Raw genomic sequence first — 20256 nt, forward strand, 5'->3', positions numbered from 1 at the left:
CCCCACAAACCCGGACCTAGCCCGGGTACATAGAGAGAAAAGCCCTCGCGTGGCCGCGTCTGAAGGACGCGCCCGGGGGCTTGAGGAGAATAAGTGGCCGATTATGAGCTACCAGAAGACCTACACACCAGCGCTCCAGAAGGGGACAACGCCGCGCTAGCGCCGGACACCCCGCAAGCCCCTGCTGAGCAGGGAGAATTACCCGAGAAGCTGAGGGTGCACACCCTGGCGCGAGTGCTCGGGACCTCCACCCGCCGCGTGCTCGACGCGCTGTCCAAGCTGGACGGGCGCGCCCGCAGCCCCCATTCGAACGTCGACAAGCAGGACGCCGCGAAGGTTCGTGAGGCGCTTGCCGGCGAGGCGGAACCGACCGCTGCCGCGGAGACCGTGGCACCGGCACAGACCGAGGCCCCGGCGAAGGTTGTCGCCGAAAGCCCGGCCGAGGACCCCGACAACCCACCGACCGCGCCGATCCTGGTCGCGGAGCCGACCATCATCGAGGCCGCGGCAGTACCGGCACCGGCGACCGCGGGACCCACCGCGTACGACTACGGGCCGCTCTTCGTGGCCCCACAGGCTCCCGAGCCGCAGGAGGATCGCCCCGCGCCCGCCGTAGCGGCGAGCGCCGAGGATGTCGATGAGGACTCCGGTGACGGAGACGATCCCGAGGCCGAGGGCGACGGTGACCGCCCGGCCAACCGGCGCAGGCGGCGCGGACGTCGCGGGCGCGGACGCGGCCGTGGTGAGCAGGCCGGTGGCGACGGTTCCGACGAATCCTCGGAGGACTCCGCAGCCGAGGGTGGCGAGAGCGCCGACGACGAGGACGCTGCCGACAACGCTGATGGCGATGTCGCTGCGGCAGACGCCGATGAATCGAATGCCGAGGACGGCGACACGCCCGAGGGCGCCAGCCGTCGGCGGCGTCGCCGGCGCCGGCGCAAGGCCGGAAGTGGTGACGAGGGTGACAGCGCATCGGAAGACGATCCGCCGAACACCGTGGTGCATGAGCGCAAACCCCGCGCCGAGCGAGGCGACGAGATTCAGGGTATTTCCGGGTCGACCCGCCTGGAGGCCAAGCGTCAGCGCCGCCGCGACGGACGGGATGCCGGACGGCGCCGTCCACCGATCCTGACCGAGGCGGAGTTCCTGGCCCGGCGTGAGGCCGTCGACCGGGTGATGGTGGTTCGGGACAAGACCCGTACCGAGTCGCCGCACGAGGGCGCCCGGTACACACAGATCGCCGTCCTGGAGGACGGTGTGCTCGTCGAGCACTTCGTGACGTCGGCGGCGTCCGCCTCGCTGGTGGGCAACATCTACCTCGGTGTGGTGCAGAACGTACTTCCCTCGATGGAGGCCGCCTTCGTCGACATCGGCCGTGGTCGCAACGGCGTGCTGTACGCCGGTGAGGTCAACTGGGACGCTGCCGGTCTGGGCGGTTCGAACCGCAAGATCGAACAGGCACTCAAGTCGGGCGACTACGTCCTGGTCCAGGTCAGCAAGGACCCGGTGGGGCACAAGGGCGCCCGACTGACCACCCAGATCTCGCTGGCGGGTCGCTACCTGGTGTACGTGCCGGGTGCGTCCTCGACCGGAATCAGCCGCAAGCTCCCGGACACCGAACGGCAGCGTCTCAAGGAGATCCTGCGCGATATTGTCCCCTCGGATGCCGGCGTCATCATTCGCACCGCATCAGAAGGCGTGCGCGAAGAGGACATTCGCGCCGACGTGCAGCGGCTGCAAGAACAGTGGCAGGGCATCGAGCAGAGCTCGGCGGACCTTTCCGCTAAAGCATCCGGTGCCGCCATGGCGCTCTACGAGGAGCCCGATGTACTGGTCAAGGTGGTCCGCGACCTGTTCAACGAGGACTTCTCCAAGCTCATCATCGAAGGTGATGAGGCGTGGGGAACCATCGACGAATACGTGAAAACCGTTGCTCCAGATCTTCTTTCGCGTATCAACCGGTATGAGCCCGCCGACGGTCCGGATGTCTTCGCGGTGCACCGCATCGACGAGCAGCTGGCCAAGGCGCTTGACCGCAAGGTGTGGTTGCCCTCCGGCGGCACGCTCGTCATCGACCGCACCGAGGCCATGACGGTTGTCGACGTCAACACCGGAAAGTTCACGGGTGCCGGCGGCAACCTGGAGGAGACGGTCACCCGCAACAACCTGGAAGCGGCCGAGGAAACCGTTCGGCAATTGCGCCTGCGCGACGTCGGCGGGATCGTCGTCATCGACTTCATCGACATGGTGCTGGAATCGAACCGAGATCTGGTGCTTCGGCGCCTGACCGAGGCGCTGGGCCGCGATCGCACCCGCCACCAGGTGTCGGAAGTGACATCGCTGGGCCTGGTGCAGCTGACTCGTAAGAAACTCGGCACGGGCCTCATCGAGGCGTTCTCGTCGACCTGCGCGCACTGCGCGGGGCGCGGCATCGTGCTGCATGTCGACCCGGTCGATAACGCCGGCACCGCGGCGACCGGCGCCAAGAAGCCTGAGACCGGGCGGCGTGCCAAGCGTTCCCGCAAGGGCAAGGCGGATGAGCCCGAAGTAGTGGTCGCCCGCACCCCACCGCACCCGCAGGGCGAGCACCCGATGTTCAAGGCGATGGCGGCGGCGAACGGCCACCACGAGGACGACGAAGAGGGCGCCTCGGCGGAGGACGTGCCGGATAACGACGTGATCGACGAGGTCGACGAGATTGTCGAGATCGTCCAGAGCGCGCCGACTCCGGGCGATCCGGAAACGACGCCCGAGCCCGCCGACAGTGACGTCGCGGAGGACACCGAGGCCGAAGACGTGCCCGAGGTTTCTTCCGAAGACTCAGATGAGCCCGCGGTGGCCGAAGCCAAACCCGAGCCCGCTGCCAAGGCGCCCACCCGGCCCCGTCGCAGGCGTTCCGCCGCACGTGCGGCTGGGCCTCCGGTCGAGCACTAGGCCCGGGCCTGCGACTACTTGCAGCGCTCCCGGAAATCGCCGAGGGGCTGACGGATCTCCTGTAAATCCGCCTTGACCTGCGGATTTTCGTCGAGGTACTGCCGTGCCTTGTCGCGGACCTGGTCCTTGGGCTGGCCCTTGAGGCTCGTGAAGAACTCGTTCACGTCGGGGTGTGTGAACAGGTATGTCGACGTGGCCGCCGATACCCCCGTTGCGACACCTGCCATGTCGGCGGCGGTGCAGTTGGGCGGTGGATCGGCCGCGGCGATGGCGGGTCCGCCCAGCGCCAGCGCGGCGACCCCGCCGAGTACCACCACGGCTGCCCTGCCCGCGGTCCATGCTGTCATCGTGACTCCTCTGCAATCGAATTCTTCACTGCGAGAACAATATTGATCAACGTGGACCGACGATGCCGCCTCCTCCACCACCGCCTCCCGGTCGGCCGGGGCGCCCGAAATCGGGGGGTGGCGACGGATTGACGGTGGGGGGTCTGTATTCGGATCCGAGGATGACGTCCATTCCCCAGTTGTCGCAGTACCAGTCGTTTTCGCAGGGGTAGGGGACATACGGCGTCGACGATGTGGTGCTGCCACCACCGCGCACATCGCCTTGTGCGCACAAGGTGGTGCCGTTGGCGTTCACGCAGTCGGCGACGGAGGGCGGTGCCGCGGTCAGGCTCAATGCGGGCAGGGCTGCCACCAGGGCGGCCGAGAGATAGGGCCGGATCATGCGCACCGTCATTACCTCCGCACTCAGAGGAGCTGATCGCCGGCTGACCTATAGGCTGATCAGCGGCATCCCGGGCTCGGTGAGGTGAGTGTAGTTCCGATCACGGCCCGTGAGAGTGCAAACGGGTTGCGAGAGCGCTGCGCGGAGGGTGTCGGTTTGACCCTTAGCCCGCTGGTCACGTAGCCTTGAGCAGTTGTCGCGAGGCTTCCGGCCCGCGGCATGTGGCCCAGTGGAACAACCGAGCGGGCCCACCCCACGATCCAGATGCGTCAGCCGACCTGGTTGCGCGCGTCCGAACAGCAGAGCAGAGGTAGACGCAACGATGGCGACCTACGCAATCGTCAAGACCGGCGGCAAGCAGTACAAGGTTGCCGTTGGTGACCTGGTCAAGGTCGAGAAGATCGAGTCGGAGCCCGGCTCCTCGGTGCAGCTGCCCGTCGCCCTGGTCGTGGACGGCGCCACCGTCACCACCGATGCCGACAAGCTGGCCAAGGTCTCGGTGACCGGCGAGATCGTCGAGCACACCAAGGGCCCGAAGATCCGCATCCACAAGTTCAAGAACAAGACCGGCTACCACAAGCGGCAGGGTCACCGTCAGCGGCTGACCGTGCTCAAGGTCACCGGAATCAAGTAGGAGCGTCTGACACATGGCACACAAGAAGGGCGCGTCCAGCTCGCGCAACGGTCGTGACTCCGCCGCACAGCGGCTTGGCGTCAAGCGGTTCGGTGGCCAGCTCGTCAAGGCCGGCGAGATCCTGGTCCGTCAGCGCGGCACCCACTTCCACCCGGGCGTGAATGTCGGGCGTGGCGGCGATGACACCCTGTTCGCGACCTCTGCGGGCACCGTCGAGTTCGGCGCTCGCCGCGGTCGCCGGGTCGTCAACATCCTCCCGGTCGACGCTTAATTGGTGTTCTGTGTTCGGTGTATGACCGGACGCAGAACAGTGTGAAGGAGGCTTCATGCCTCGTTTTGTTGACCGCGTTGTCATCCATGCCAAGGCAGGTACCGGTGGTCACGGCTGTGCTTCGGTGCACCGTGAGAAGTTCAAACCACTCGGCGGGCCCGACGGTGGTAACGGCGGTCGCGGCGGCAGCGTGATTCTGGAAGTGGACCCGCAGGTGCATACCCTGCTGGACTTCCACTTTCATCCGCACGTGCAGGCACCCAACGGATCGCAGGGCATGGGTGGCCACCGCAGCGGCGCCAACGGCGACGACCTGATTCTCAAGGTGCCCGACGGCACCGTGGTGCTCGACGATGACGGCCGTATCCTCGCGGACTTGGTCGGGGCCGGTACACGTTTCGACGCGGTCGCTGGTGGCCGGGGCGGATTGGGAAACGCCGCATTGGCGTCCCGCGCCCGGAAGGCCCCCGGATTTGCCCTGCTCGGTGAGGCCGGTGCCGAAGCCGATCTCACCCTCGAACTGAAAACCGTCGCCGACGTCGGGCTGGTCGGATTTCCGTCGGCCGGTAAGTCCTCGCTGGTCTCGGTCCTTTCGGCGGCCAAGCCAAAGATCGCCGACTATCCGTTCACGACATTGGTGCCCAACCTGGGCGTGGTCACCACCGGCGAGCACTCCTTTGTGATGGCCGATGTCCCCGGCTTGATTCCCGGCGCTGCCGACGGGCGCGGACTGGGTCTGGAGTTCCTGCGGCACATCGAGCGCTGCGCGGTGCTGGTTCACGTCGTCGACTGCGCGACACTGGAACCGGGCCGTGACCCCGTCTCCGATATCGACGCCCTGGAAAATGAATTGGCGCGGTACCAGCCGACGTTGCAAGCTGATTCTGTGCTGGGTGATCTGGCCGACCGGCCTCGCGCGGTGGTGCTCAACAAGGTTGACGTGCCCGAAGCTGCTGAGCTTGCCGACTTCGTCACCGAAGAGGTCTCCAAGCGTGGTTGGCCGGTGTTCAAGGTGTCCACGCTGACCCGTGATGGATTGCGTCCGTTGACCTTCGCGCTGTGGGAGATGATCGAGGCGGCCCGTGCGGCACAGCCCGCGCCGGTGAAGACCCGCCCCGTCATTCGGCCTATCCCGGTCGACGAGAGTGGCTTCTCGGTGACTCCCGACCCGCAGAACCCCGGTGGGTTCGTGGTCCGCGGAGTGCGTCCCGAGCGTTGGATCCGTCAGACCAACTTCGAAAACGACGAGGCCGTCGGCTATCTCGGTGACCGGCTGGCACGCCTGGGAGTGGAAGACAAGCTGCTCAAGCTGGGGGCACAGCCCGGCTGCGCGGTGACCATCGGCGATATGACCTTTGACTGGGAGCCACAGACCCCGGCGGGTGTCGATGTGACCATGAGTGGGCGCGGCACCGATGCCCGTATCGACAAGACCGACCGTGTGGGCGCGGCCGAGCGCCGACAGGCCCGGAGGGTACGCCGCGGGCAGGTGGAGCCGGAGTGACCACAGGTGTGCACGCGCGCCAGGCAATTCAGGCGGCACGCACCGTCGTGGTGAAGGTCGGCACCGCTGCCCTCACCGATGCGACCGGAACATTCAGTGCCGACCGGATGGAATACCTCGTCGAGGCCATCGAGGGCCGGATGAAGGCCGGATCCGATGTGGTGATCGTTTCTTCGGGAGCCATAGCGGCCGGCATGGTTCCGCTTGGACTGACCAAGCGCCCAACAGATCTGGCGACCAAACAGGCGGCGGCCAGCGCGGGACAGGTTGCGCTCATCAGTGCCTGGAGCGCGGCGTTCGCGCGCTATCAGCGCACCGTGGGCCAGGTGCTGTTGACGGCACACGACATTTCGATGCGCGTGCATCACACCAACGCGCAGCGCACGCTCGACAAGCTGCGCGCGCTGCACGCGGTCGCTGTCGTGAACGAGAACGACACCGTGGCCACCAACGAGATTCGCTTCGGTGACAACGATCGGCTGTCGGCGCTCGTCGCCCATCTCGTGGGTGCCGACGCGCTCATCTTGCTCTCCGATATCGACGGGCTTTACGACTCTGATCCTCGAAAGGGGAACGCCCGCTTCATTTCTGAGGTAGCCGATCCGGAAGATCTGGACGGTGTGATCGCCGGGCCGGGTGGTTCCCGTGGCACCGGCGGAATGGCCTCGAAACTTTCCTCGGCGTTACTGGCCGCCGACGCCGGTGTCCCGGTGCTGCTGGCTTCGGCGACCGAGGCGGCGGCCGCGTTGGGCGACGGCTCCTGCGGAACGGTCTTCGCCGCGCGACCGCAACGCATGTCGTCGCGCAAGTTCTGGGTGCGGTACGCGGCCGAGGCGACCGGATCGCTGACCCTGGACGAGGGCGCCGTGCGTGCGGTGGTGGCCTCACGACGTTCGTTGCTGCCCGCCGGGATCACCGAGGTATCCGGGCGTTTCCACGGCGGCGATGTCGTCGAACTTCGCGATGCTGAGGGCGCCATGGTCGGCCGTGGCGTGGTGGCCTATGACGCGGCCGAATTGGCGACCATGCTGGGCCGATCCAGCGGTGAGCTGCCCGAGGACCTGCGGCGCCCGGCAGTACACGCCGACGACCTCGTCACCTGAGCGCTTCGCGCATTTGCTCCAAAGAGTGGCGCATTGCAACCGCGCCTGATAGAACTTGTCAGCTGGTTCACAGCTTGGGGAGGCTATCGATGGCTAGGCGATTCACCGGATTCGTGAGTGCGGTGGCACTCGTGCTTGGAGTGCTGAGCCCGCCGGCAGTGGCCGCCGCGACATCGACGGACGAAAGCCAGATCCGGCAGGTTGTCGCCGCCGAGCTGACCGCGCTGCGGGCGCTCGATCCTGCCGCCTACGCGCAGAGTTTCTGCGCCGAGCACCGCGACGCATACGAAGCGTGGATGCAACGCAACATCACGCCGCCGCCTTTTGAGGACCTTGAGGGCGCCAACTCGAAGCGTCTGACGTCGGTGCTGCGCAAGAACTTCCCGTCGGTGTCGGATGCCGCGATCAATGCTTTCGTCGACGCCGTCGCCGACGGCGACCGCGACGCGTATCTCCGGACGTGGCTGGGGATTCTTCGGGAAGAGTTCTCCCACTACTCCTATCGGGTGCGACAGGTGGAGATCACCGGCGACCAGGCGGACGTGACGGTTCAAGCCAGATTGGGCAGGGCCTCGGGCACGGTCCAATGGCAGTTCCTTCGCGAGGACGGCGACTGGAAGGACTGCACGGCGCCTCCTGTCGAATCCGACTCGGCGGTGCCGTCATTGAAGGGCGAAGCGCCCCAAGGGCTTCTCGGTGCGATCGACGATGTGCGTGCCGCGGGATAGGGACCAGAAAATTCCAGATCGGAGGACAATGATCGTGTCAAGGAGCGTCTTCACATGGTTGGCCGCGTTTTTCGTAGCCATCGGGCTGGTCGCACAGACCGCGGTCGCAAGTGCCGCGCCGGCCGATGAGACCGAGATCCGGGATGTCACCGCCGGACGGCTTTCGGCATTGCAGGCGGTAGATGCGATCCAGTACGCGTCGTTCTTCTGCGCCGATGTCCGGGACAAGATCGAATCGGATTGGGAGCAGTCCTTCACCCCGCCGGAGGTCGGCCGGTTGGAGGGGGCCAACCTCAAGAAGCTGCGCGCGAAGGTTCACGAGGTGTTCCCGCTCGCCTCGGATACCGCCGTCGAGGACTTTGTGACCGCGGTGGACAACCAGGACCAGCAGGCGTTGTCGGCGGCCTGGCACCGCTTCTGGGTGGAGACTTTCGCGCACCTGACCTTCAAGGTCAGCAAGGTGACGGTGACCGGCGATACCGCCAAGGCGACCATCGCGTTCCGTAACACCGTTGGACGCGGGAACGAGCCGAGGAAGTTCGTGCACGAGGACGGCTTCTGGAAGGACTGCACACCCGAAGCGACGCAGACTGAGACTGCGATCGGTAACGATGAGCCTCTGCTGGAGGCTCTAACCGGCGCCGAGGGCTAAGAAGCTCCCGCTCGGTCGGGGCGCCCATGAGCACGATCCGCGCACCGTATTCACTGGTAAGTTTGCTCGGTGAGGGTGCACGAGCTGATCTGTACTGATAGAAATTAGCTCGGAGACGAGTGGGCGATACGAGCGAGGGTTGTCATGGTTTGCCGGAGATGGACCGGAGCGGTGCTGTTGGTGGCACTGTTGTTCGGTGGTGTGGGGTGTACGCAAACGGTGGACGGAGACGGTCAGCCCAACGCTGAGGCGCTCGCGACCGCGCGCGACGAGAATCAGATCAAGGCGCTGATTGCGCAGCAGAACACCTACACCGCCAGCTTTGACTTCGCGAAGCTGGCCGAGACCAAGTGCGCCAAGTATCGGGATGCGACCGCCCAGAGCGGACCGCCCATCCCGCCCATGAGCGAAATCGCACCGCCTGAGATCGCCACGGTGCCCGGTGCGGGGGATGCGTTGCGGGGGTTGCTGGCCCAGAAGTTCCCGACGGTGCCGCAAGATGTCATCAACGCAGTGGTCGACAGCCTCGTCGCCCAGGATGAGCAGGCCTATCAAGCGGCGATGCGCAATCTGCTGAAATCGCTCATCACCGTCAAGGTCACCGATGTCCAGAACATCGAAGTCAAGGGCGACCAGGCCACCGCGGACATCACGATCACCACCACCTCCGGGAACAAGACACCTTCCGAGGAGAAGCAGACCGTCAAGTACGTCAAGGAAGACGGAAAGTGGCTGGACTGCGCGCCGCCGACCGGCGGTGCCTAGCCCACACGTAACGGACCCGGTGTCCTGCGGCGATAACGTCATGAAGTACTGCCAACCAGGGGAGGGAACCGTGAAGCGCACGCTCGTCGTCACCGCAGCGGCTGCCGCACTGGCAACTTTCGTCGTTCCCATTGCCGATGCGGCACCCAACCGCGACGCGGTGACAGAACATGTGCGGGCCTGGGAAAAGGCCTACAACGATGTCGACACCAACAAGATCGGTGACCTGACCTGCGATAAGTATCGCGATCGCGAAATGGCGAACAACGAGTCGCGAATCCCCACCTGGGACGACTTCGTCAAGCCGTCGGACCTGTACGCCAAGTTCCCCAAGCTCTCGCAAGGGACTCTCGACCAATTGCTCGACGCCGCCAAGCGCAAGGACGCCGCCGCCTTCCGGCAGGCATCGGTGCAGGTAGTGCGCGAGAACGCGCACCTGACAGTCACCAACATCGACAAGATCAACGTCATCGAGGCCAAGAACGCGACGGCGACGGTGACCACGTCGTCGGTGTGGGGCAACGACGCGCCCAAGACCGCCACCTCCGACTGGTACCTGACCTACGAGCGTGACGCCTGGCGCTACTGCAACCCCGTGCTGACGGTCCGCTGACTCAGGCTCCTTTGAGCGACAGCTCGATCCTGGCGGCCGACGGCGCGCAGTTCCCGGCGCCCGACCGCAGGGTCGCAAGTGCACCGGCGACATTGGCCCGGCGCAGTGCCGTCTCGGCTCCGTGCGGCCACCAGGCCGCCAGCACACCGGCGAACACATCGCCGGCGCCGGTAGTGTCCAGGGGGCGCACCGGATACGACGGAACCGTGATCTCACCCTGAGGGCTGCGGTAGCGCGATCCCTCGTCGCCCAGCGTGGTCACCAGGTGCCGCGACGGGTACAGCCAGGATTTGGCCTCGGTCTCGTTGACGACGACCACGCTCGCGCGAAAGGCCAGCTCGGCCAGGTCCGGTGAGCGCACGGGGGCTGGCGAGGCGTTGAGTACGAATTGCTTTCCGGCCTCGGCGGCCCACCGCGCCGCGGTCAGCGCGACCTGCACCGGGATCTCCAGCTGGCACAGCAACACATCGTGCGAACAGATGATGTCCTTGTGCAGCTTCTCGTCCAAGGTGAACGCGCTGTTGGCGCCGGGGGCCACCACGATGCTGTTCTCGCCGGAGTCCTCCACGGTGATGGCGGCCATTCCGCTGGGCCCGTCGACTTCGACGAGCCCGTCGAGGCCAATGTTGTTGTCTGCCAGGTGAGATCGCAGCATCGGTGCGGCACCGTCAGAGCCCACTGCGCCGATGAACTGCACCGAGGCGCCCGCGCGAGCCGCGGCAACGGCTTGATTGGCGCCCTTACCGCCCGGAGCGGGCAAGGCCGACGTCGCCAGCACCGTCGCGCCCGGGGCGGGCAGCTCCTCCACCCGCAACGTCAAATCCATGTTGACGCTGCCGAGGACACATACCGTGGCTAACTCAGTCACCCGACTAGGCTAGTCCTGGCGCAGCTACATTTCGGGCACCCGGATACCCTGACACGATGAGCGTTTCAACCAACGAGTTGGCCGCACCCACGGCGGACGTCTCCGGCGTCGCCACGGATCTGCGCGCGGACGTTCATGATGCCGCCCGGCGGGCACGGGTCGCGGCCCGCGACCTGGCCAGGCTGACCGCCGATACGAAGAATTCCGCACTGCTGGCGGCGGCCGACGCGATCGTGGGCGCCACCGCCTCGATCATCGCGGCCAATGCCGATGACCTGCGGCGCGCACGCGATGCCGGTATCGGTGAGGCCATGCTTGATCGGCTCGCGCTGGACGATCGCCGGATCGTCGGTATTGCCGAGGGACTGCGTCAGGTCGCGGGCCTGCCGGACCCCGTCGGCGAGGTGCTGCGGGGCTCCACCCGGCCCAATGGATTGCGGCTGCGTCAGGTCAGAGTGCCGCTCGGGGTGGTCGGCATGGTCTACGAAGGGCGCCCGAACGTCACGGTCGACGCATTCGGCTTGACGCTCAAGTCGGGCAACGCGGTGCTGCTGCGTGGCAGCTCCTCGGCCGCAACCTCCAATACCGAACTCGTGCGGGTGCTGCGTGAATCGCTGATCGCCAGTGGGCTGCCCGCCGATACCGTGCAGCTGCTCGACAGCCGGGACCGGGCGACGGTGACCCACCTCATCCAGGCCCGCGGCCTTGTCGACGTGGTGATTCCGCGCGGCGGAGCGGGTCTCATCGATGCCGTGGTCCGTGACGCGCAGGTGCCCACCATCGAAACCGGGGTCGGCAACTGCCACGTGTACGTGCATGCCGATGCCGATCTCGACCTGGCCGAGCGCATCCTGTTGAACTCCAAGACCCGTCGGCCCAGCGTGTGCAACGCCGCGGAGACGCTTCTGATCGACCGGACCATCGCCGAGGTCGCGGTGCCGCGACTGGTCGGCGCACTGCAGGCCGCCGGGGTCACGGTTCACGCCGATCTTGCGGTACCGGGTGTCGTTCCGGTGACGGCGGAGGACTTCGACACCGAATACCTGTCCCTGGATATCGCGGCCGCCGTCGTCGATGACCTTGACGCTGCGATCCGTCACATCGAGCGGCATTCCAGCGGCCACACAGATGCCATCGTCACCGCGAATCTTGGTGCGGCCCAGGAGTTCACCGACCGTGTCGATAGCGCGGCCGTGATGGTCAACGCCTCCACCGCGTTCACCGATGGCGAGCAGTTCGGGTTCGGTGCCGAGATCGGCATCTCCACCCAGAAGTTGCATGCCCGTGGCCCCATGGGGCTGCCCGAACTGACCACCACCAAGTGGATCGTCCTCGGAGACGGTCAGATCCGCCCCGCCTAACACCTGGAGTACGAGTGGACCGAACGCAGACCGCGCCGATGTTCAGCAGCATCGACGACGTGACCGCCCGGCTGGCCGAGACCGGATACCTTGCCGACACTGCCACGGCGACAGCGGTATTCCTTGCCGACCGGCTCGGCAAGCCCCTCCTGGTGGAGGGCCCCGCGGGTGTCGGCAAGACCGAATTGGCCAGGGCGGTGGCACAAACCACCGGCTCGGGTCTGGTACGTCTGCAGTGCTACGAGGGTGTCGACGAGGCACGTGCCCTGTACGAGTGGAACCACGCCAAGCAGATTCTGCGTATCCAGGCCGGATCCGGTGACTGGGATGAGACCAAGACCGATGTCTTCGCCGAGGAGTTCCTGCTTTCACGGCCGCTGTTGACGGCGATCCGCCGCGAGGATCCGACGGTTCTGCTCATCGACGAGACCGACAAGGCCGATATCGAAGTCGAGGGCCTGCTCTTGGAGGTGCTCAGCGACTTCGCCGTCACGGTTCCCGAACTGGGCACCATCAAGGCCAGCAGGCAGCCCTTCGTGCTGCTGACCTCCAACGCCACCCGCGAGCTTTCCGAGGCCCTCAAGCGGCGCTGCTTGTTCCTGCATATCGACTTTCCCGATGCCGAACTGGAGCGGCGCATCCTGCTCAAGAGGGTGCCCGAGCTGCCGGCCGCGCTGGCCGAGGAGCTGGTGCGCATCATCGGTGTGCTGCGCAACATGCAGCTCAAGAAGGTCCCCTCGGTGGCCGAGACCATCGACTGGGGGCGCACCATCTTGGCGCTCGGCCTGGACACCCTCGACGACGCCGTCATCGCGTCGACGCTCGGTGTGATTCTCAAACATCACTCCGACCAGCAGCGGGCCGCGGGAGAGCTGAGGCTGAACTGATGAGCGCTCGAGCGAAGAAGAGACGGCACTAATGCCCGCGCGTAAGCCCGCGAAGGTGGTGCTGCCCCTGGCGCCGCACGGTCTGCCGGGGCATCTGGTGGGTTTCGTGGAAGCGTTACGCGAACAAGGCATCTCGGTGGGTCCGTCGGAGACGGTGGACGCGGGCCGAGTCATGACGGTGCTGGGGCTGCAGAGCCGCACGGAACTGCGCGAAGGGCTGGCATGTGCGGTGCTGCGCCGCGCCGATCACCGGCCCACATTCGATGTGTTGTTCGACCTGTGGTTCCCGCCCGCGCTCGGTGCCCGTTTCGTCGAGGTCGACGACGACAGCGTTGATATTCAGGACATCGATCAGGTGCGTGATCAGCTCGTGGACCTGTTGGCCTCCGATGCCGGCGACCTGCCACTGAATTCGTTGATCGCGCAGATCGTGGAGGCCTACGGCAAGTACAACTCCACCCGGGGAACGTCGTACTCGGCGTACCAGGCCATGAAGTCGCTGTCCCTGGACCAGATCGAGGCCAAGCTGCTGCTGGGCCTGCTCGGCAGTGGCGACGATGCATCACCCTCGGATGAAGCCGTCGCGAAAGCGATTGCCAAACAACGTATCTCGAAGGTGCGTCAGCTCGTCGAGGCGGAGACCAAGCGTCGCACCGCCGAACAGCTGGGGCGCGAGCGCGTGACCGCATACGGGGTGCCGCAACTGGCCGAGAACGTGGAGTTCCTGCGTGCTTCGGGGGAGCAGCTGCGCAACATGCGCCGAGTGGTGCACCCGTTGGCACGGATGCTGGCCAGCCGGCTGGCGGCACGGCGCCGGCGTGCGCACACCGGTCAGATCGATCTGCGTCGCACGCTGCGTAAGTCCATGTCCACCGGCGGTGTGCCCATCGATGTCGTGCAGAAGAAGCCACGCCCGGCGCGGCCCGAGCTGGTAGTGCTGTGCGATGTGTCCGGGTCGGTGGCAGGGTTTTCGCATTTCACGCTGCTTCTTGTGCACGCATTGCGTCAGCAGTTCTCGCGGGTGCGCGTCTTCGCGTTCATCGACACCACCGACGAGGTGACCCACCTGTTCACGCCCGATACCGACCTGGCCGAGGCCATTGTGCGGATCACCCGGGAGGCCCAGGTGTTCACCGGCGACGGGCATAGCGACTATGGGCACGCGTTCAAGACGTTTGTCGAGAAGTTCCCGACGGTCCTTTCCCCGCGCAGTGCGTTGCTCATCCTGGGGGACGCACGCACCAACTACCGCAATCCGGCCGTCGAGGTGCTCTCGACGATGGTTTCTTCCAGCCGGCACGCCCATTGGCTCAACCCCGAGCCCAAGAACCACTGGGGAACCGGTGATTCGGCCGCCACGCGGTACCAGGACGCCATCGCCATGCACGAATGCCGATCGGCCAAGCAGCTGGCCACGGTGATCGACAACCTGCTGCCGGTCTAGCTCCGGTCGTTGGTCCAGTAAGCTGGCAATTCGTGCAATCTGACCCCGACGTTCCTGGCGCAAGCGGCTCAGTGCAGCGGCGCCGGCTCGGGGTGATGGGCGGGACATTCGATCCCATCCACAATGGTCACTTGGTTGCCGCCAGCGAGGTCGCCGACCGATTCGAGCTCGACGAGGTCATCTTCGTGCCGACGGGTCAGCCGTGGCAGAAGCAGGGGCGCAAGGTCAGCGCCGCCGAGCACCGGTATCTGATGACCGTTATCGCCACGGCGTCGAATCCGCGGTTCACCGTCAGCCGGGCCGATATCGACCGGGGCGGCGCGACCTACACCGTCGATACGCTCGTCGATCTGCGTGACGCGCATCCCGATGCGGACCTGTACTTCATCACCGGTGCGGATGCGTTGGCATCGATCCTGTCGTGGGAGAACTGGGAGCAGCTGTTCACCTTGGCCAAGTTCATCGGGGTCAGTCGGCCAGGGTACGAACTGAGCTCCGATCACATCGCCCATGCCGAGCTGCCGCCCGACGGGCTCTCGCTCGTCGAGGTGCCCGCGCTCGCCATTTCGTCGACCGACTGCAGAATCCGGGCTGGGCAGGCTCGCCCGATCTGGTACCTGGTGCCCGACGGCGTGGTGCAGTACGTCGCCAAACATCGCCTTTACGGCGGAAACAAGGAAGATCGAGGAGTCCACGCATGACCGCCGCAACAGACGCCGTTGAGCTGGCGACGCTGGCCGCACAGGCCGCCGCCTCCAAGCTCGCCACCGACGTCGTCGTCATAGACGTCTCCGAACAGTTGGTCATCACCGACTGTTTCGTCATCGCATCCGCCTCCAACGAGCGTCAGGTGAACGCGATCGTCGACCAGGTCGAGGAGGTGCTGCGTCGGGCCGGACAGAAGCCGGTGCGCCGCGAAGGTGGCCGCGAGGGGCGCTGGACACTTCTGGACTATGTGGACGTGGTGGTGCATGTCCAGCATGAAGACGAACGTAATTACTATGCACTGGAACGGCTTTGGCGTGACTGCCCGACCATTGCGGTGGACCTGGACGCGTTGCCGGCGGATCTTTCCGTCGATGGCGACGCCGATGCGGAGGACGGCGCATGATCCGCCGGTTGGTGTTACTGCGGCACGGGCAAACGACCTTCAACGCCGATAGCCGAATGCAGGGGCAGCTGGATACCGGGCTGTCGGATCTGGGCCGGGCGCAGGCAGTGGCTGCGGCCGAGGTGCTGGCCAAGAGGCTCCCGCTGGTGATTGTGTCCTCGGATCTGCAGCGGGCGTACGACACCGCGACTGCCCTCGCGGACCGCTGCCATGTGGGGGTATCCGTCGATGAGCGGCTGCGCGAAACACATCTCGGCGATTGGCAGGGCCTGACCCATCACGAGGTCGACGCCATTGCCCCCGGTGCCCGGGCCGAGTGGCGCGATGACGCGACGCTGGCTCCGCACGGCGGCGAGAGCCGCATCGATGTGGCCAATCGCAGCGTACCCCTGGTCGCCGAACTTGTTGAGTCGGTGACGGAATGGGGAACAGACGAGCGCGATCACCCGGTGGTTCTTGTCGCTCACGGTGGTCTGATCGCTGCGCTGACCGCCGCACTGCTGCGGCTGGACGTCAGCAATTGGCCGGTGCTCGGCGGGATGGGCAATGCGAGCTGGGTTCAGCTGGGCGGACATTCGGCCGACGGCGCCGGATTCGAGGACATCCGGTGGCGCCTGGATGTGTGGAACGCCTCGGCGCAGGTGACCAATGACGTCCTCTGAGGAAGGTGCAGGGCGTAAGAAGCTACTGATCTTCGCGGACTCGTTGTCCTATTACGGGCCCACCGGGGGCCTACCCGCGGATGACCCCAGAATTTGGCCCAATATCGTTGGGCGGTATCTCGATTGGGATGTCGAACTGATCGCGCGCATCGGCTGGACCTGCCGGGACGTGTGGTGGGCGGCCATCCAGGACCCACGCGCGTGGGCGGCGGTCCCGCATGCCGGGGCCGTCATCTTTGCGACCAGCGGCATGGATTCCCTGCCCTCCCCGCTCCCGACGGCGCTGCGCGAGTCGATCAGACTGATCCGTCCACCGCGGCTGCGGAGCTGGGTCCGTGACGGTTATGGCTGGTTGCAGCCGCGGCTTTCACCGATCGCGCGGGTGGCGCTGCCACCCAAGCTCACCGTGGAGTATCTCGAAAAGACCCGTGGTGCACTCGATTTTAATCGCCCCGGGCTGCCCATGATCGCCTCGCTGCCATCGGTGCACATCGCCGAGTCGTACGGTCGTGTGCACTCCGGCAGGGAAGCCACCGCGACCGCGATCCAGACCTGGGCGGCCGAACACGAGCTGCCCGTGGTGGACCTCAAGGAGGCCGTCGGCGAGGAGATCTTCTCAGGCCGGGGAAACCCGGACGGGATCCACTGGAACTTTGTCGCACATGAGCGCGTTGCCGAATTGATGATCAACGCATTACGGAGTGTGCTGCCCGAGCTTGGGGTTCGGTGACCCATGCCGGTCGTGGTGGTGACGGATTCAGGGGCGCGACTGCAGCCGCAAGATGCCGGCATGCTGGGTATTCGGCTAGTGCCGTTGCACGTGTTGACCGGTGAGCAGGATCTGCGCGACGGTGTGGATCCGATCCCCGCCTCGGTGTACGAGAAGGGCCGTGCCACCACCGCTGGCGCCTCGCCCGCCGAGCTCAGCGAGGTGTATCGGCAGGCCTTGATCGACAGCGGCGGTGACGGCGTCGTCGCGGTCCATCTGTCCGGCAGACTGTCCAGCACATTCGAGGCTGCCGAACATGCCGCCCGTGAGTACGGCGATCGCGTGCATGTCGTTGATTCGCGGTCGGCCGCGATGGGCAGTGGTTTCGTCGCGCTGGCCGCGGCGCGGGCCGCGGCGGCCGGTGCCGATCTGAGTGCGGCATACCAGGCGGCACGGGATGCGGTCGGGCGCAGTCGATGCGTCATGGTGGTGCACAAGCTGGATCATCTGCGGCGTAGCGGGCGTATCAGCGCCACCTCGTCGTGGTTGGGCACCGCGCTGGCGCTCAAGCCGGTGCTGCAGATCGACGATGACGGCAAGCTGGTGCTGGCGCAGCGTGTTCGCACCGCCACCAAGGCGATCGGGGCGATGGTCGACAACATCGTCGAGTTCGTGGGGGAGCGCCGTGTCTCGGTGACGATCCACCATGTCGACAACACCGAAACCGCGGAGAAGGTCAACGAGCTGGTGTGCTCGCGATTGCTCACCGCTCATGATCCGGTGATCTCGGAGATGGGGCCGGTGCTGGCGGTGCATGTGGGCCCTGGTGCCGTCGGGGTGTGCGCCGAACCTGTGGATTGACGCCGTCCGGTTTCCACAGTTCCGTATTCATCCACAGATCACGCGTCGTCCCTGGCCGGATGCATGGGCGCTTTCTAGCGTCGAGATATGGATTCCGAGCTGCTGCACCGACGCCTCGCACCGCCCGGGCGCGAGCCCGATGAGGATGACGACGACGTGGGGGCGGCGACAGGTGCGGAACCGGATTCCGCGTTGCGTTGGCTTCCGGATTCACTGACGACAGACGGTGCGCGGAGTTGGCTGGAGTCCGTCCGTACCGACCCTGGTCGTGCCGGGGTCGTCGCCCTGGGCGCGATCGGCGTGCTGGCAGTGCTGGTCACCGTCTTCACCGTGATGCGTCAGCCGCCGCCTCCGGTGAGTGCACATCTGCCTCCGGTGCAACCGGTTTCATCGAGTTCTGTGTCGGCACCTAGTTCGTTGGTCATCAGTGTGGCCGGTTTGGTGACAAGACCGGGCCTGGTCACGTTGACCAGCGGCGCACGGGTCGCCGACGCGGTGACGGCGGCCGGCGGGGCGGCCAACGGCGCCGATATCGTGACGCTGAACATGGCTCGGCCGGTTGCCGATGGCGACCAGATAGTGGTCGGCCTGGCCCCGGCAGCAGGTCAGCCCGCGGGGATGGCGAGTTCCATCATCGCCGCCGGGCAATCGCCATCTGCCGGTAGCGCAGCCAGCGGGGCGGCACCGCCGGGGCGGGTAAACCTCAACACGGCAACGGAATCCGAGCTGGATGAGTTGCCCGGCGTGGGGCCGGTCATGGCGGCGTCGATTGTGCGGTGGCGATCCGAGCATGGCAAGTTCACCAGCATCGACCAGCTCTCGGAAGTAGACGGGATAGGCCCCTCGCGTCTGGACAAGCTGCGCGCCCTCGTCGTGCTGTGACTCAAACCAATCCGGTGAACGAGGTTCAGCCCGAAGACACTGTCCTGGATCTGCGGCTGGTACCTCCCGCGCTCGCCGCTTGGGCGGCGACCGCCGCGGGAATCATGTGGCCAATAGGGTATTTCAGTGCTGCCGTACTGGGAGTCGGGGCACTCGCGGTGCACGTGTCCCGCCACCGCCTGAACAAGGCCTTCGCCGGTGCGGCGCTCGTCGTCCTGGTTGCCGGTGTTGGATTCTCGGTGGCCGCGGGCATACGGCGCGACGGAGTGCAGAGCCATCCTTTGCGCTCGCGCGTGGGAGATGTTGTGGCGGTGCAGTTGCGGGTCTCCGATGACCCGAGGTCGATCGCCGGGGGCCGGGCGATGCTGCGCGCCGACCTTGTCGCACTGGGGGATCCCGCACTGCCGAGCGCCGGGCCCGTGATCGTCTTCGGGTCGGTGTCGCTACTGGGTGCGATGGCCGTCGGTGACACCGTACAGCTGCGTGCGGTGGTCACGCGCCCCACCCGCCGTGACCTGACTGTCGCGATGCTCAACGCCACGGGAGAGCCTAGGATTATCGATCGCTCACCAATTCATGGGGCGGCCAATGGTGTTCGCGATCGATTTGTCGAGGTGGCACGAACTGTACTGCCCGCCGACCAAGCCGCATTGCTGCCGGCTCTCGTGCTCGGGGACACCGGTGCGCTCGACGCGGGCACCGTGGCGATGTTCCGGACATCGGGACTCACCCATCTGATGGCGGTATCCGGGGCCAACGTGTCAATCGTGTGCGGGGCCATGTTGCTGCTGGGACGGCTGATCGGGCTGCGTGCCTCGGTGGTGTTGGCGGGGCTCGTCCTGGTTGGCTTCGTCATCCTCGTCAGGCCCTCACCGAGTGTGTTGCGTGCCGCGGTAATGGGCGCCATCGGGCTGCTCGGCGTGTTGACCGCGCGGCGCCGACAAGCGATACCCGCCTTGGCGGCAACGACTTTGATTCTGCTGACCATGTCACCCGGTCTTGCCGTCGATATCGGTTTTGCCCTGTCGGTGGTCGCCACGGCCGCATTGGTGGTGTTGGCGCCGCGCTGGTCGCTACGTCTGACCGCGCGGGGCTGGCCCAAGCCCTTGGCCGACGCGTTGTGCATCGCGGTGGCCGCACAGGTGGTTACCGCACCGCTGATCGCCGCGATATCGGGAAGTGTCAGCGTGGCGTCCATCGCGGCGAATCTGGTCGCCGGGTGCGTGATCGCGCCCATCACCATCCTCGGCACCGCAGCTGCGGGGCTTGCCGTCATCTCACCGCCGACCGCAGGTGTGCTGCTGCGGTTCTGTGGCCCGGAACTATGGTGGCTGCTGCGCGTCGCCGATTACGCGGCCGCGGGTGGATCGACGGCGATTCCGGTGCCCTCGGGAGCGGTTGGCTTCATTATGATTGCTGTGCTGCTTGGTATTTCGGTATGGCTGTGGCGCCGAAGGTGGTTTCGAGCGTTGGCCTGGTCCGCAGCGCTGTGCGTATTCGCGTTGGTTATCTCGGCAAGATTGTCGGGTTGAGTAGTC

Annotated in this window: 22 protein-coding genes; 19 read left to right on the forward strand and 3 right to left on the reverse strand. The window is 66.1% G+C overall.

Features of this window, described 5'->3' with window-relative positions; genetic code table 11:
* The first annotated feature begins 93 nt into the window (after nt 1-93).
* Entirely contained in the window at nt 94-2934 is a 2841-nt protein-coding gene (locus HBA99_RS08320) for a translation initiation factor IF-2 N-terminal domain-containing protein (RefSeq protein WP_081346932.1), read from the forward strand.
* Nucleotides 2935-2948: 14 nt separating this feature from the next.
* Here the strand turns inward: HBA99_RS08320 and HBA99_RS08325 are convergent, their stop codons facing one another.
* Both HBA99_RS08325 and HBA99_RS08330 read right to left on the reverse strand, forming a co-directional pair.
* Complete coding sequence (locus HBA99_RS08325; RefSeq protein ID WP_057968524.1) at nt 2949-3281, reverse strand: heme-binding protein; 333 nt, start codon at nt 3279-3281, stop codon at nt 2949-2951.
* A gap of 46 nt (nt 3282-3327) precedes the next feature.
* Nucleotides 3328-3669 carry a hypothetical protein gene (locus tag HBA99_RS08330; RefSeq protein WP_070923922.1) on the reverse strand — a complete coding sequence of 114 codons (342 nt, stop codon included), beginning with the start codon at nt 3667-3669 and terminating at the stop codon, nt 3328-3330.
* 316 nt (nt 3670-3985) lie between these two features.
* Between HBA99_RS08330 and rplU the strand changes: the two genes are divergently transcribed.
* From rplU to HBA99_RS08370, 8 genes are all read left to right on the forward strand, one after another.
* Entirely contained in the window at nt 3986-4297 is a 312-nt protein-coding gene (gene rplU / locus HBA99_RS08335; RefSeq protein WP_030095128.1) for a 50S ribosomal protein L21, read from the forward strand.
* 13 nt (nt 4298-4310) lie between these two features.
* Complete coding sequence (gene rpmA, locus HBA99_RS08340) at nt 4311-4568, forward strand: 50S ribosomal protein L27 (RefSeq protein ID WP_030095129.1); 258 nt, start codon at nt 4311-4313, stop codon at nt 4566-4568.
* Between the two features lie 55 nt (nt 4569-4623).
* Nucleotides 4624-6072 (forward strand): GTPase ObgE, encoded by a 1449-nt coding sequence (gene obgE / locus HBA99_RS08345; protein ID WP_030095130.1) that lies wholly within the window; start codon nt 4624-4626, stop codon nt 6070-6072.
* Nucleotides 6069-7175 carry a glutamate 5-kinase gene (proB, locus tag HBA99_RS08350; protein ID WP_057968525.1) on the forward strand — a complete coding sequence of 369 codons (1107 nt, stop codon included), beginning with the start codon at nt 6069-6071 and terminating at the stop codon, nt 7173-7175. The genes obgE and proB overlap by 4 nt, the downstream gene beginning before the upstream one ends.
* 89 nt (nt 7176-7264) lie before the next feature.
* Nucleotides 7265-7903, forward strand: a complete 639-nt coding sequence (locus tag HBA99_RS08355; RefSeq protein ID WP_070951272.1) for a hypothetical protein — start codon at nt 7265-7267, stop codon at nt 7901-7903.
* Nucleotides 7904-7931: 28 nt separating this feature from the next.
* Complete coding sequence (locus HBA99_RS08360) at nt 7932-8555, forward strand: hypothetical protein (protein ID WP_044104327.1); 624 nt, start codon at nt 7932-7934, stop codon at nt 8553-8555.
* Between the two features lie 171 nt (nt 8556-8726).
* On the forward strand, nt 8727-9320 hold the full coding sequence (locus HBA99_RS08365) for a hypothetical protein (protein WP_030095134.1): 594 nt from the start codon (nt 8727-8729) through the stop codon (nt 9318-9320).
* 70 nt (nt 9321-9390) lie between these two features.
* Nucleotides 9391-9933: a hypothetical protein gene (locus HBA99_RS08370; RefSeq protein ID WP_057968527.1), complete on the forward strand. Its 543-nt coding sequence runs from the start codon at nt 9391-9393 to the stop codon at nt 9931-9933.
* A 1-nt stretch (nt 9934) separates the two neighbouring features.
* On the opposite strand, the gene HBA99_RS08375 is transcribed toward HBA99_RS08370, so the two are convergent.
* Entirely contained in the window at nt 9935-10801 is an 867-nt protein-coding gene (locus HBA99_RS08375; RefSeq protein ID WP_075874199.1) for a ribokinase, read from the reverse strand.
* 56 nt (nt 10802-10857) lie between these two features.
* Between HBA99_RS08375 and HBA99_RS08380 the strand changes: the two genes are divergently transcribed.
* The 10 genes from HBA99_RS08380 (at nt 10858) to HBA99_RS08425 (ending at nt 20250) form a co-directional block, all read left to right on the forward strand.
* On the forward strand, nt 10858-12162 hold the full coding sequence (locus HBA99_RS08380; protein ID WP_057964968.1) for a glutamate-5-semialdehyde dehydrogenase: 1305 nt from the start codon (nt 10858-10860) through the stop codon (nt 12160-12162).
* A 38-nt stretch (nt 12163-12200) separates the two neighbouring features.
* Nucleotides 12201-13049 (forward strand): AAA family ATPase, encoded by an 849-nt coding sequence (locus tag HBA99_RS08385; RefSeq protein ID WP_070951271.1) that lies wholly within the window; start codon nt 12201-12203, stop codon nt 13047-13049.
* Between the two features lie 31 nt (nt 13050-13080).
* Nucleotides 13081-14493, forward strand: a complete 1413-nt coding sequence (locus tag HBA99_RS08390) for a vWA domain-containing protein (protein WP_057964967.1) — start codon at nt 13081-13083, stop codon at nt 14491-14493.
* Nucleotides 14494-14564: 71 nt separating this feature from the next.
* Nucleotides 14565-15194 (forward strand): nicotinate-nucleotide adenylyltransferase, encoded by a 630-nt coding sequence (gene nadD / locus HBA99_RS08395; RefSeq protein ID WP_267888644.1) that lies wholly within the window; start codon nt 14565-14567, stop codon nt 15192-15194.
* Nucleotides 15191-15604, forward strand: coding sequence for a ribosome silencing factor (gene rsfS / locus HBA99_RS08400; protein ID WP_030095141.1), 414 nt, complete (start codon nt 15191-15193; stop codon nt 15602-15604). The genes nadD and rsfS overlap by 4 nt, the downstream gene beginning before the upstream one ends.
* A complete protein-coding gene (gene gpgP, locus HBA99_RS08405) occupies nt 15601-16266 on the forward strand; it encodes a glucosyl-3-phosphoglycerate phosphatase (RefSeq protein ID WP_057964966.1) in 666 nt (221 codons plus the stop codon). The genes rsfS and gpgP overlap by 4 nt, the downstream gene beginning before the upstream one ends.
* The gene (gene octT, locus HBA99_RS08410) at nt 16253-16996 is read left to right on the forward strand and encodes a diglucosylglycerate octanoyltransferase (protein ID WP_070951270.1); all 744 of its coding nucleotides are present in this window, start codon (nt 16253-16255) and stop codon (nt 16994-16996) included. Before gpgP ends, octT begins: the two co-directional genes overlap by 14 nt.
* Before the next feature lie 3 nt (nt 16997-16999).
* Nucleotides 17000-17836: a DegV family protein gene (locus HBA99_RS08415; protein ID WP_070923861.1), complete on the forward strand. Its 837-nt coding sequence runs from the start codon at nt 17000-17002 to the stop codon at nt 17834-17836.
* An 87-nt stretch (nt 17837-17923) separates the two neighbouring features.
* The gene (locus tag HBA99_RS08420; protein WP_057964964.1) at nt 17924-18718 is read left to right on the forward strand and encodes a ComEA family DNA-binding protein; all 795 of its coding nucleotides are present in this window, start codon (nt 17924-17926) and stop codon (nt 18716-18718) included.
* A 14-nt stretch (nt 18719-18732) separates the two neighbouring features.
* Nucleotides 18733-20250, forward strand: a complete 1518-nt coding sequence (locus HBA99_RS08425; RefSeq protein ID WP_070952286.1) for a ComEC/Rec2 family competence protein — start codon at nt 18733-18735, stop codon at nt 20248-20250.
* Nucleotides 20251-20256 lie beyond the last annotated feature (6 nt).

Source organism: Mycobacteroides chelonae (genome assembly GCF_016767715.1).
In the GTDB taxonomy this organism is placed as follows: domain Bacteria; phylum Actinomycetota; class Actinomycetes; order Mycobacteriales; family Mycobacteriaceae; genus Mycobacterium; species Mycobacterium gwanakae.

Bases quoted from the DNA above. Each gene is read 5' to 3' on its own strand.
- HBA99_RS08325 (WP_057968524.1), bottom strand. From the start codon at position 3,281: ATGACAGCATGGACCGCGGGCAGGGCAGCCGTGGTGGTACTCGGCGGG.
- rplU (WP_030095128.1), top strand. From the start codon at position 3,986: ATGGCGACCTACGCAATCGTCAAGACCGGCGGCAAGCAGTACAAGGTT.
- rpmA (WP_030095129.1), top strand. From the start codon at position 4,311: ATGGCACACAAGAAGGGCGCGTCCAGCTCGCGCAACGGTCGTGACTCC.
- obgE (WP_030095130.1), top strand. From the start codon at position 4,624: ATGCCTCGTTTTGTTGACCGCGTTGTCATCCATGCCAAGGCAGGTACC.
- HBA99_RS08355 (WP_070951272.1), top strand. From the start codon at position 7,265: ATGGCTAGGCGATTCACCGGATTCGTGAGTGCGGTGGCACTCGTGCTT.
- HBA99_RS08360 (WP_044104327.1), top strand. From the start codon at position 7,932: ATGATCGTGTCAAGGAGCGTCTTCACATGGTTGGCCGCGTTTTTCGTA.
- HBA99_RS08380 (WP_057964968.1), top strand. From the start codon at position 10,858: ATGAGCGTTTCAACCAACGAGTTGGCCGCACCCACGGCGGACGTCTCC.
- HBA99_RS08385 (WP_070951271.1), top strand. From the start codon at position 12,201: ATGTTCAGCAGCATCGACGACGTGACCGCCCGGCTGGCCGAGACCGGA.
- HBA99_RS08390 (WP_057964967.1), top strand. From the start codon at position 13,081: ATGCCCGCGCGTAAGCCCGCGAAGGTGGTGCTGCCCCTGGCGCCGCAC.
- rsfS (WP_030095141.1), top strand. From the start codon at position 15,191: ATGACCGCCGCAACAGACGCCGTTGAGCTGGCGACGCTGGCCGCACAG.
- gpgP (WP_057964966.1), top strand. From the start codon at position 15,601: ATGATCCGCCGGTTGGTGTTACTGCGGCACGGGCAAACGACCTTCAAC.
- octT (WP_070951270.1), top strand. From the start codon at position 16,253: ATGACGTCCTCTGAGGAAGGTGCAGGGCGTAAGAAGCTACTGATCTTC.
- HBA99_RS08415 (WP_070923861.1), top strand. From the start codon at position 17,000: ATGCCGGTCGTGGTGGTGACGGATTCAGGGGCGCGACTGCAGCCGCAA.
- HBA99_RS08420 (WP_057964964.1), top strand. From the start codon at position 17,924: ATGGATTCCGAGCTGCTGCACCGACGCCTCGCACCGCCCGGGCGCGAG.